General features: G+C 59.2%; 11 protein-coding genes. 4 read left to right on the forward strand and 7 right to left on the reverse strand.

The window, feature by feature from the left end:
* Positions 1 to 1,817: excinuclease ABC subunit UvrA (gene uvrA, locus RSB01_RS11650; protein WP_332625509.1), on the reverse strand; the 1,817-nt coding region annotated here is incomplete at its 3' end.
* Between the two features lie 70 nt (positions 1,818 to 1,887).
* On the reverse strand, positions 1,888 to 2,412 hold the full coding sequence (locus RSB01_RS11655; RefSeq protein ID WP_332590747.1) for a group III truncated hemoglobin: 525 nt from the start codon (positions 2,410 to 2,412) through the stop codon (positions 1,888 to 1,890).
* Between the two features lie 244 nt (positions 2,413 to 2,656).
* Between RSB01_RS11655 and RSB01_RS11660 the strand changes: the two genes are divergently transcribed.
* Positions 2,657 to 4,264 carry an ABC-F family ATP-binding cassette domain-containing protein gene (locus RSB01_RS11660; protein WP_332625510.1) on the forward strand — a complete coding sequence of 536 codons (1,608 nt, stop codon included), beginning with the start codon at positions 2,657 to 2,659 and terminating at the stop codon, positions 4,262 to 4,264.
* On the opposite strand, the gene RSB01_RS11665 is transcribed toward RSB01_RS11660, so the two are convergent.
* The 4 genes from RSB01_RS11665 to RSB01_RS11680 all read right to left on the reverse strand — a co-directional run bounded on the left by RSB01_RS11665 (position 4,229) and on the right by RSB01_RS11680 (position 7,790).
* The gene (locus RSB01_RS11665) at positions 4,229 to 5,830 is read right to left on the reverse strand and encodes an EAL domain-containing protein (RefSeq protein ID WP_332591851.1); all 1,602 of its coding nucleotides are present in this window, start codon (positions 5,828 to 5,830) and stop codon (positions 4,229 to 4,231) included. The genes RSB01_RS11660 and RSB01_RS11665 overlap by 36 nt on opposite strands.
* 90 nt (positions 5,831 to 5,920) lie before the next feature.
* Positions 5,921 to 6,361 carry a flagellar basal-body protein FlbY gene (locus RSB01_RS11670; RefSeq protein ID WP_332591850.1) on the reverse strand — a complete coding sequence of 147 codons (441 nt, stop codon included), beginning with the start codon at positions 6,359 to 6,361 and terminating at the stop codon, positions 5,921 to 5,923.
* Entirely contained in the window at positions 6,358 to 6,669 is a 312-nt protein-coding gene (locus RSB01_RS11675) for a rod-binding protein (protein ID WP_332591849.1), read from the reverse strand. Before RSB01_RS11675 ends, RSB01_RS11670 begins: the two co-directional genes overlap by 4 nt.
* Positions 6,669 to 7,790 (reverse strand): flagellar basal body P-ring protein FlgI, encoded by a 1,122-nt coding sequence (locus tag RSB01_RS11680; RefSeq protein WP_332591848.1) that lies wholly within the window; start codon positions 7,788 to 7,790, stop codon positions 6,669 to 6,671. The genes RSB01_RS11675 and RSB01_RS11680 overlap by 1 nt, the downstream gene beginning before the upstream one ends.
* 182 nt (positions 7,791 to 7,972) lie before the next feature.
* Between RSB01_RS11680 and RSB01_RS11685 the strand changes: the two genes are divergently transcribed.
* From RSB01_RS11685 to gltX, 3 genes are all read left to right on the forward strand, one after another.
* The gene (locus RSB01_RS11685; protein WP_332620384.1) at positions 7,973 to 8,398 is read left to right on the forward strand and encodes a flagellar assembly protein FliX; all 426 of its coding nucleotides are present in this window, start codon (positions 7,973 to 7,975) and stop codon (positions 8,396 to 8,398) included.
* Positions 8,399 to 8,589: 191 nt separating this feature from the next.
* Positions 8,590 to 9,024 carry an RNA polymerase-binding protein DksA gene (gene dksA / locus RSB01_RS11690; RefSeq protein ID WP_332592161.1) on the forward strand — a complete coding sequence of 145 codons (435 nt, stop codon included), beginning with the start codon at positions 8,590 to 8,592 and terminating at the stop codon, positions 9,022 to 9,024.
* Between the two features lie 137 nt (positions 9,025 to 9,161).
* Positions 9,162 to 10,496 carry a glutamate--tRNA ligase gene (gene gltX / locus RSB01_RS11695; protein WP_332620385.1) on the forward strand — a complete coding sequence of 445 codons (1,335 nt, stop codon included), beginning with the start codon at positions 9,162 to 9,164 and terminating at the stop codon, positions 10,494 to 10,496.
* Positions 10,497 to 10,581: 85 nt separating this feature from the next.
* On the opposite strand, the gene RSB01_RS11700 is transcribed toward gltX, so the two are convergent.
* The coding region (locus RSB01_RS11700) for a hypothetical protein (RefSeq protein WP_332625511.1) at positions 10,582 to 10,799 on the reverse strand (218 nt) is incomplete at its 5' end.

Consider the following 10,799-nt stretch of genomic DNA (forward strand, 5'->3'; position numbering starts at 1 on the left):
CGTGTTCCCGTCAGATATTGCCCCGTAAGGCTGTCCGGATTGGCCATGACCTGTTCAGGCGTGCCCTCGGCACGGACCATACCGCCATGCGCGCCTGCGCCGGGGCCCATATCAATGACGTAGTCGGCTGTGAGGATGGCTTCTTCGTCGTGTTCGACCACCAGCACCGAGTTGCCGAGATCGCGCAGGCCCTGCAAGCTTTCCAGCAGGCGGGTATTATCGCGCTGGTGCAGGCCGATAGACGGTTCGTCGAGCACATAAAGCACACCTGTCAGGCCTGATCCGATCTGGCTGGCCAGCCGGATACGCTGGCTCTCGCCACCCGACAGCGTGCCGGAGGCGCGCGACATGTTCAGATATTCAAGGCCGACATTATTCAAGAAGCGCAGACGGTCGGTGATCTCTTTCAAGATGCGCCGCGCAATCGTCATTTGTTTTTCGGTCAGGCTGTCTTCCAACGTGGAGAACCACAGGAAGGCCTTGGAGATCGAGAGTTCCGATATCTCGGCAATATCTGCCGTCCCGACCTTAACGGCCAGAGCTTCGGGTTTCAGGCGCTTGCCGCCACAGGCATCGCATGGGGTTTCGGATTGATAGCGGCCCAGTTCCTCGCGCACCCAAGCAGAATCCGTCTCGCGCCAGCGGCGCTCGAGGTTCGGCATAATGCCTTCAAACGGCTTGGAAACTTCGTATTTGCGAGCATTGTCGTCATAGACGAATTTGATCTTCTCGCTGCCGGTGCCCTGTAGAATGGTTTTATGGGCACTGGCCGGAAGCTCGCGCCATGGCTTGTCCATCGAGAAGCCGTAGTGAAGCGAGAGCGCCTGTAGCGTCTGGGTATAGAGCGGCGACTGCCCGCGCGACCACGGCGCAATGGCACCGGCATGCAGGGTCTTGTCGCGATCCGGCACGACCAGATCGGCATCAAAAGCCAGTTTCACGCCCAAGCCGTCGCATTTGGGACATGCCCCGAACGGGTTGTTGAACGAGAACAGGCGCGGCTCGATCTCGGTAATGGTGAAACCCGATACCGGACAGGCGAACCGTTCTGAAAATATCAGGGTGCGTGTTTCGGTCTCACCTTCGGCCGGTTTCAGCCACTCAGCGACCGCCAGACCGTCGGCCAGTCCCAGCGCTGTTTGCAAGCTGTCGGCATACCGGCCCTCAAGGCCGTCCTTGGTGACGATGCGGTCCACCACGATGTCGATGTCGTGCTTGAACTTCTTGTCGAGGGCAGGGGCATCCTCGATGGCATAAAGCTCGCCATCAATCTTCAGTCGCTGGAAGCCCTGTCGCTGCCACTCGGCGATTTCCTTTTTGTACTCGCCCTTGCGGCCGCGCACGACGGGGGCCAGCAACATGATGCGTTCGCCCTCGGGCAGAGCGACCAGCTTGTCGACCATCTGGCTGATGGTCTGGCTTTCGATCGGTAGGCCGGTAACGGGCGAATAGGGGATACCCACACGCGCCCACAACAGACGCATATAGTCGTGGATTTCCGTGACCGTTCCTACGGTCGAGCGTGGGTTTTTCGATGTGGTCTTTTGCTCGATCGAAATGGCCGGAGACAGGCCTTCGATCAGATCCACATCCGGCTTGCCCATCAGTTCCAGAAACTGGCGTGCATAGGCCGAGAGGCTCTCGACGTAGCGACGCTGACCTTCGGCATAGATGGTGTCGAACGCCAGCGAGGATTTGCCCGAGCCGGACAGGCCGGTCATCACCACCAGCTGCTCACGTGGAATATCGATATCGACATTCTTGAGGTTGTGCTGGCGAGCACCACGCACGCGGATGAAGTTATGCTTTTCGGTCATGGAAGCCGCAAACACGCAAACAGAAGGGAGGAGATGTATCTAGAACAAAGATTGAACATTAGTCGAGGGCTTATGCCTCTTCCGGTGTCCAGTTTGTGTCGGAACGTATAAAACGCTGGCCGTGATCCAGCAGGACGCCATTGGAATTGGCGATGCCCAGTTCCAGACTTTGGGCAATGCGACGGGCGCGGACAATGAAATGGGGACCGGCGACAGGGCCGCAGATTTCCAGTGCCGCAGCCTCGAATATCTCGAGCCAGCGGTCAAAATGGCGGGCATCTATCGGCAGGGGTAGATGTTTGGGCATGGGGCGACCCTGATAGACACCGCTGTGCAGGGCTACGGACGACCAGAACAGTTTCATCTGGGCCAGGTGTGGGCCCCAGTCATGAATACGTTCGGCAAAGACGGGACCAATCATCGGGTCCAGACGCACACGCTCGTAAAAACCCTCGACCAGACGATCAATCATGGCGTCGTCAATGCCTGTCTCGGCCTGAACACGTGCCACAGATTTCGCACGACGAGCCTCGGCATCGCGGCGTTCGTCGGGTGTCTGGATGGCGAAGTCGAGCGTGGCGCGGGTCGGTTTCATAGGGGCCTAGATAGGTACGCAATGCTGTAATCCCAACCGGACGCCCGTCATTCTGTGACGTTTTGGCGTGCGGTTGTTACTTTTAGCTACTTGCAAGGCGGATCGTATGCCCCCATGTTTTGGTCAGCCCACATTGTTTTAGGAGGCTTGAATATCATGATCATCGCACTGGCTACCGCAACGGTTTTGTCTGCAATGATGCTCGTGGTGTTCCATGCTAACCAACCTAAAGCCAAGCGCGTCCGTGTCCGCACGCGTGACCCTCGTATCGGTCGCCGCCCGTACGACTGACGGCTCCAGCCTATTTGAAAATCTTGATCTGACGGTCAGTGCCGAGCGCATCGGGGTTGTCGGTGCCAATGGTTCCGGCAAGTCGACCCTGCTTGATCTGATCGCGCATAAGCGTATGCCCGATGACGGTCATGTGTCCGTCACGGGGACAGTCGTGCGTCTGGACCAGCAAACAGGGGCATTTCCCGACATGTCCGTCGCCACCGCATTGGGTGTCGACGAGGAATGGGCGCGGATTAACCGCATCCTTGAAGGTGTTGCCGGTGAGGATGATCTGGAACGGGCAGACTGGGGTCTGGAAGCGCGTCTGGACAAGGCATTGCTGGCGCTTGGTCTGACAGGGCTTGATCCTGCCCGTCCTATGTCAAGCCTCAGCGGCGGAGAGCGCACACGTGTCTATCTGGCCGGATTAAAGCTGGCACAGCCAGACATTGTCCTGCTGGACGAGCCGACCAACCACATGGATGCAGAAGGCCGTGAGGCCGTTATGGCGCTTGTCCGTGACTGGGAAGGATGCCTGATTGTGGCCTCGCATGATCGGGACCTGTTGCAGCATGTAGACCGGATCGTCGAGTTGTCGCCTCTGGGGCCGCGCATCTATGGCGGCAATTACGACCTGTATCGCACTATGCGTGATGCCGAACGCCTGTCGGCCGATGCGGCCCTGACACAGGCCAAACGGGCCATGGACAGCGCCAGACAGGAAGCGCAAAGCCAGCGCGAGGCCCGCGACCGTCGCGATGGTGCCGGTAAGCGTGCTTCACTACAGGGTGGACAGCCGAAAATCCTGCTCGGGCGCCGCAAAGGCATCGCCCAGCAAAGCTCCGGACGCGAAAATACACTGGCGGATCGCAAGATGGATGCTCTCCAGAGCGACTTGTCACAGGCGCAAGACGCGGTGGCTTGCACCCGAAATCCGGATATCAGGATCAATAGTACAGGCTTGGGATCAGGGCGCGAGATTGTGCGGCTGGAACAGGCCGTGCTGCGGCGCGGTGGCAGGATCTTGGTGGGGCCCGTCGACATGCGTCTGGGCGGACCGTTTCGTCTGGCTATTACAGGACCCAATGGTGCCGGAAAATCGACCCTGATGGCACTGCTATCAGGACAGATTGGGCCTGATGAAGGTTTGGCAGAAGTGCTGGAACCGGCTGCGGTACTGGATCAGGATGTCAGCCTTCTTCATCCGGACGAGACCGTGCGCGATGCGTGGTTACGTCTAAATCCGGGCAGCACACCGCAACAGGCGCAGGCCGCTTTGGCGGGCTTCCTGTTTCGCAATACGGCGGCGATGAAACGTGTTGGAGAATTATCCGGTGGCGAGCGCCTGCGTGCAGGACTGGCCTGCGTTCTGGGAGGCGAGAAACCGGCGCGCTATCTGTTACTGGACGAACCGACGAACCATCTGGATATCCCGTCTGTGGAAGCTATCGAAACCGCCTTGGCCGATTATGACGGAGCGCTTGTGGTCATCAGCCATGATCGCCGTTTTCTGGAAGCGATCGGCATAGAGCAGGTATGGGACCTAACCCCAGCTGTCCATCGCGCCCTTGCGACGTGAAGGCGGGGTGTTGATCTGGGTGCGCGGCTCTGGCTCGGCCTTGCCGAACAGCCAGCCCTGACCGTGGGTGACGCCTAGCGAATGCAGGGTGATGGCTTCGCTTTCGGTTTCGACCATCTCGGCCACTGTCACCATTTCCAGTGACCGGCACAGTTCGACCAGATGGGCAATCATGGTGCGATGGCGCGAATTGTCTGTCAGGCCACGGACCAGAGTGCCGTCAATCTTGACGATGTCGGCATTCAGGCCGCGCAGATAGTCAAAGCTGGCCGAGCCGACCCCGAAATCGTCAATGCAGATTCTGACACCGGCATTCTTGAGGGCGGTCAGGCGACGGTTGGCAGATCCGATATCGGCCAGTGCTGCGGTTTCGGTGACCTCGATCAAAAGGCGATTGCGAGTTTGCGGCGTATCGGCCGTCATGGCCAACAGAGCCGAAACGTAGGAATCGTTGGACAGCGATGCGCCGGAGACGTTTACCGCGACTTTTAGCTGGGTATTTTCCGGTCGGTTAAGGCGGTTGATCGCCATTTCGGCAACCGTGCGGTCAAAGCTCTCAATCAAAGCCAGTTCTTCGGCCATGCGAATGGCGGGGCCGGGGCTGGTTGAGCGCGGGAAGCGCGACAGGGCTTCGTGGTGGTGGACCGTGCGGGTCTTCAGGTCGACAATAGGCTGATAGTGAAGCTCGAAATCACGGTCACGTACAATATTGCGGAAGCGCTCGGCGTCCCTGAGCGTGCGCTGTAACGCCTCGGCGAAGTGCGCTTCGGGATTTTCCAGATTGTCTTCGCGCAGGCAGGCTTCGATAGCAAAACGCATAGCCCGCAGGGCCGATGCCGGATCACTGCCCAATGGCGAGTTGCCGGATTTGGACGATAGAGGCACGCCCTTGTTCTCGCCAATGGCGCGGATTTCGGCATCAATATCGCGGCCATTATCGGGGGCATGCACAACGGCATAGCGGTCATGGGCCAGACGCCCCGCCGACTGACCATCCAGCGATATCGACCGCAAGGTGGCGTTTAGGCCGGCATAAATCTCGGGGCGTTGTTCACTGGGGACGCTGTCCATACCGGCCACATCGACAAAGGCCAGCGCCAGTTTCTGGACGTCACTGTCAGTGCCGTCGTGAAGGCGGAACCTGAGATTGGCCAGCATGTCCTGCGCTTCGGGCAGTTCATCAGAGCTTGAAGCCGGAACCGTGGCAGGGCGGAGGGAGGCGGTCTTGTCGGTATAGGACAAGGAGCAGGAAACCGCCGGCGCGAGTTCGGGCAGTCGAAAGACGTGCAGCCTTGCCATGCGCTGATGGTTGCCGCCGCAATCGATGGCAACATCCAGTGGCGGGCTGCGGTGGCCCGCGGGCAAAGACAGGATAAGAGTTTTGAGTGCCGCAGCGCCTTCAGGGCTAAGCCGGTCGGCTAACGGATGGCCAACCCATTGCGCTATCGGGGCCGTAGGCACAGGTCCAGCGCCCAAGGCGAAGCGTACGACACCTTGCTTGTCCAGCTCGATCAACGCATCTGCCGAAGCGAAGGCCAAGCCTAAAAGGCGTGTGGCAAGCGTCATGCGGTGGAATCAAAGCCTTGGCTGGAGAACGAGTTCTAAATTGAAGCTTCGTCACCTTACACGCAAGTCATTATGACCGCACCCGTTTAATCAAGCCTTGCGATCAAGGGCGACGGCGCGACCGTCACCGGCTGCGGCATGGCCGGATGCCATATAACCTGTGCCCATGGCGCGGTTGCTGGCGACTTCGGATGCAATCGTACGCACCAGTCCTTCGGAAACACGGCGTGCGGCCTCAATGGCTTCGGAATGCACGGCCAGCGTTTCGTCGAACAGTTCTGTAGCCTTGATAAGAGCCTGCTTCAATTCCATCGATGCATTGGCGACCAGACCGGGATTGGCTTTGAGACGGGCAGACTCGCGGCGATACTCGTTGGCCAGTTCGGCTGTTTCGGCCATGCCTTGTGCCATGTCGGCAGCCTTGTGACTGCGCACCAGTTCCAGCTCTTTCAGCAGGCGGGCATCCAGTTGTTCTGTCAGGCCAATCAGCTTTTGCAGCTGAAGGCCTGCCATTTCGCTATCCAAATTCATACGAGGCCTTCCTGAGCCTTGAGCATATGCGACATGACCTTGTCGGCCATGCCGACACCGCCAGCCTTGGCTGTTTCCTTGGCCATAGCCTCGACCAGAAAACCGCGCCACATCTCTTCGCCAGCGCCACCACCGAACGGAGCTTCGGTGCTGAGGCCCTCGAACATGGGTTTGAGCATCTGGGACAGGTAGCTGGCTTCGAAGTCTTGCGCGATCTGGCGCATCTGTTCGGGACTTTTGCCCTTGGAGGGAGGGTTAAAGCCGCCGAGCGGGCGGATCAGACCAGGCTGGATTTCTGTCGTACCCATCAGATCACCTCGATTTCGGCTTGCAGGGCGCCTGCAGCCTTGATGGCTTGAAGGATGGAGATCATGTCGCGCGGGCTGACGCCCAGAGCATTCAGGCCGTTTACCAGCGAGGAGAGGGATGTCTGGCCACCGACGATCTGCATCCGGCGCCCCATTTCTTCTTCGACCGTCACCGAGGATTGCGGTGTTACGACCGTCTGGCCATTACCAAAGGGATTGGGCTGGCTGACCATAGGGCTTTCCTGAACCGAGACGGTCAGATTGCCTTGGGCAATCGCCACAGTAGAGACGCGCACGGCCTCGCCCATAACGATCACGCCATTGACCTCGTCGATGACGACCTTGGCGGGGGTGTCGACAGATACCGGCAGGTTCTCGACGCTGCTGATGAAACCGGCGACCGACTGTCCTTGCGGTGCGCGTACGGCGATGACGGTGCCGTTCTCCGCATGGGCCGTGCCGGGGAAGGTCTGGTTGATGGCCTGTGCCACGCGCTGGGCGGTGGTGAAGTCGGGATTGCGCAGAGCGAGGCGCAAAATGTCCATGTCTTGCAGATTGAAGCCTGTTTCTAACTCGACGACAGCGCCCGAAGAGATACGACCTGCGGTCGGAACACCGCGCGTGATGGAAGAGCCCGAACCGCCCGAAGCCGATACCGCACCTGTTTGAACAGCGCCTTGCGCTACGGCATAAACCTGACCGTCAGCGCCTTGCAGAGCCGTTACCATCAGTGTGCCGCCCAGAAGGCTTTTTGCGTCGCCCATGGCCGATACGGTGACGTCCAGACGCCCACCCGGTACAGCAAAGGGCGGAAGCTCGGCGGTGACGATGACGGCGGCGACGTTCTTGGTATTGGCGGTGGTGCCGCGAATATTGACGCCCTGACGCTCCATCATGCCTTCAACCGACTGGCGGGTGAAAGGTGAGTTGCGAAGGGAGTCGCCGGTGCCGTTGAGGCCGACCACCAGACCATAGCCCATCAACTGGTTGGTACGCACGCCTTCAACCGACGCCACATCCTTGATGCGCGACTGTGATAGGGCGTCCGAGGGCAGGGCAGCGGCGGCCATAAAGGCGAGGGCTGCTACCGGGGCAATTAGGATGGTAAGAAACTTCTGCATACGACAGGCGTCCCTGTTAGGTGTTCGTGGTTAACCATGCGAACTTCATGCCGAAGAAATTGCTTAGTAATTTCAATAACGGTTCAAATTCGGGTGTGGGCATTGCGGCAAATTGTGCCGGGGTGTTAACCAAGATTTCAGCCCCGTGGTCCAGATTGCGGGTCAGATCAGGAGCAAGTCTGATGAAGGTGAATGGTGTAGGCGGCCCCGCCGTCCCCTCTGCGTCCAGACCGGCGTCCAAAAACGCTGACGGCTTCCGCCTGCCTGCCTCGGGCGGTTCTGGAGCAACAAGTGCGGCCAGTGCCTCCAGTGCCGGTGCGGGGGTAGCAGGTGTATCTGCGCTGATGGCATTGCAGGGGATCGAAGACCCGACCGAGCGCCGCCGTCGCGCCATACGTCGTGGATCGACCCTGCTGGACAAGCTGGACGAGTTAAAACTGGGGCTTTTGGGCGGAGAAACCTCGCCGGTCAGCCTTCAGGGATTGGCCCGTGCCATGAGCGAGACACGCGATGGTGATGAGGAACCGGGCCTGAAGGCTGTGCTTGACCAGATCGATCTTCGTGCTGCGGTTGAAATGGCCAAGGCGGAAGGTCGCCGTAAAACCTAAGGTTTTTTCGCAGCGATGCCGAAAATTACCGGCGAAATCGTGCAATCTTAGGTTTTGAATCGCGAAGTTATCCACCAATCTATATAGCGTTGCTATATCAATGAGTGAATAGTGGGATTGCGCGGCAGGGAATCGTTTAATATAGGCGGCACTGCGCCACAGGGGGGCGCGACCAAACGAGCGTTAAGCCAATGAACGCAACCGCGACCTTGATCCGTCAAGAAACGGAAACGTACCGGCCTTCAGATGACGAACCGTTTATGAACGATCGGCAGCTAACCTATTTCAAGGGCAAGCTGCTGCAGTGGAAGGAAGACATCCTCCACGAAGCTCGTGGGACGGTGACGAACCTCAAATCGGAAACGGAAAACCATCCTGATCTGGTTGATCGGGCGTCTTCCGAAGCCGATCGTGCACTGGAGCTCCGCACCCGTGACCGCCAGCGCAAATTGATCTCCAAGATCGACGAGGCGCTGCGCCGTATCGAGGACGGGTCTTACGGATATTGCGAAGAGACAGGCGAACCTATCGGTCTTGGCCGACTGGAAGCCCGTCCGACAGCGACCTTGTCCGTCGAGGCGCAAGAGCGACATGAGCGTCGCGAGCGCGTTCATCGCGACGACTAAGATTTCAAACGGCCGCTTCACATCGAGGCGGCCGTTTTCTTTTTGTCGATGCCGTCGAGGCAATAATGGCCTTGATGCCTTGACTTCGTCTCACGGCGGCGCGACCAAACCGCCTCGTTTTGAGGTCAAAGGCTGCCATGTCCGTTAAGGTCCGTTTCGCCCCGTCGCCGACGGGTAAACTGCACGTAGGTAATGTGCGCACCGCTCTGGTGAACTGGTTGTTCGCCAAGGGGCAGGGCGGCTCGTTCGTGCTGCGTATCGACGATACCGATCTTGTTCGCTCCACCAAGGAGTCGGAAGACAATATCGAGATCGACCTGAAGTGGCTGGGTCTGGAGTGGGACGAGCGTTACAACCAGTCCAAACGCTTTGATCGTTACGAGGCCGCAGCCGACAAGCTGAAGGCGTCGGGCCACCTGTATCCTTGCTATGAAACAGCCGAAGAGCTGGATCTGCGTCGCAAGGTGCAATTGTCGCGCGGTATGCCGCCGATCTATGATCGTGCATCCCTCAATCTGACCGACGAGCAGAAGGCTGCATACGAGGCCGAAGGCCGTCGTCCGCACTGGCGCTTCAAGCTTGAAGGTAAGCGCGTAGCCTGGGAAGATCTGGCGCGTGGTCATGCCGAGGTGGACACAGCCTCAATGTCGGACCCGGTCCTGATCCGCGAGGACGGCCTGTTCCTCTACACGCTTCCGTCGGTGGTCGATGATATTGACATGGAGATCACTCACATCATCCGTGGCGAGGATCACGTTACCAATACCGGCGCGCAGATCGAGATTTTCGAAGCTCTGGGTGCCAAGATGCCGGGCTTTGCCCACATGCCGCTGCTGGTGGGGGCCGATGGTTCGGCCCTGTCCAAGCGTCTGGGCTCGCTGGCCATCATGGATATGCGCGCTGACGGCTATGAGCCGATTGCGATCACCAGCCACCTTGGCAAGATCGGTACATCGGACAATCTGGAAGTTGCGCCTTCGATGCAGGCGCTGGGTGAAGGTTTCAGCTTCTCGAAGATGGGCCGTTCGCCCGCTCGCTATGACGAGGCTGATCTTGGCCGCCTGAATGCTCAGGCCTTGCAGGTCATGTCGTATGAAACGGCACAACCGCGCCTTGCCGCCATGGGTGTCGATCTGGGCGAAGAGTTCTGGAACATCGTGCGTCCAAACCTGAACTTCTTCAAGGATGTCGAGGGACTGGCAGCGATCATCAACGGACCGATCACTCCGGTCATCGAGGATGCAGCCTTTGCCGAGGCGGCCTTGAAGCTGTTGCCCGAGGAAATCGGTGCGGATGTCTGGTCTGTCTGGACCGGCGCTGTGAAGGCCGAGACGGGTGCCAAGGGCAAGGGCTTGTTCATGCCGCTGCGTCTGGCGCTGACGGGCCAACCGCACGGACCGGATATGGGTGCGATTGTGCCGCTTATCCCGCGTGAACGCCTCGTGGCGCGCCTGAAGGGCGAAACGGCCTGATCTGCGGATTATGGAATAAAAGAAAGGCCGCTCCATCCGGAGCGGCCTTTTTAGTTTTCAGCTTATTGGCGCTGGGTGGGACAAATCAGTCAGCGTTGCAAACAGCCAGTTCTTCGGCGGTCAGCTCGGTGCCCTTGTAGGAAAAGGCCGATACCTTGCCGATACGGGCGACAACGCGGCGGCAGGCACGCGGTGCCGGTTGGGCTGAACCGCCCGTGGCAGTGCACGAGGTGCCTTCACAGCGCCATGCGGCACCATCAACAATCAGGCGACCGGCCGGAGCCTTGGCTGCGTCAACGAGGG

The sequence above is a fragment of the Brevundimonas sp. genome, assembly GCF_036659295.1.
In the GTDB taxonomy this organism is placed as follows: domain Bacteria; phylum Pseudomonadota; class Alphaproteobacteria; order Caulobacterales; family Caulobacteraceae; genus Brevundimonas.

Coding starts and splice junctions, on each gene's coding strand:
- RSB01_RS11670 (WP_332591850.1), bottom strand. CDS start 6,361: ATGAATTTGGATAGCGAAATGGCAGGCCTTCAGCTGCAAAAGCTGATT.
- RSB01_RS11655 (WP_332590747.1), bottom strand. CDS start 2,412: ATGAAACCGACCCGCGCCACGCTCGACTTCGCCATCCAGACACCCGAC.
- RSB01_RS11675 (WP_332591849.1), bottom strand. CDS start 6,669: ATGGGTACGACAGAAATCCAGCCTGGTCTGATCCGCCCGCTCGGCGGC.
- RSB01_RS11685 (WP_332620384.1), top strand. CDS start 7,973: ATGAAGGTGAATGGTGTAGGCGGCCCCGCCGTCCCCTCTGCGTCCAGA.
- RSB01_RS11680 (WP_332591848.1), bottom strand. CDS start 7,790: ATGCAGAAGTTTCTTACCATCCTAATTGCCCCGGTAGCAGCCCTCGCC.
- RSB01_RS11665 (WP_332591851.1), bottom strand. CDS start 5,830: ATGACGCTTGCCACACGCCTTTTAGGCTTGGCCTTCGCTTCGGCAGAT.
- dksA (WP_332592161.1), top strand. CDS start 8,590: ATGAACGCAACCGCGACCTTGATCCGTCAAGAAACGGAAACGTACCGG.
- gltX (WP_332620385.1), top strand. CDS start 9,162: ATGTCCGTTAAGGTCCGTTTCGCCCCGTCGCCGACGGGTAAACTGCAC.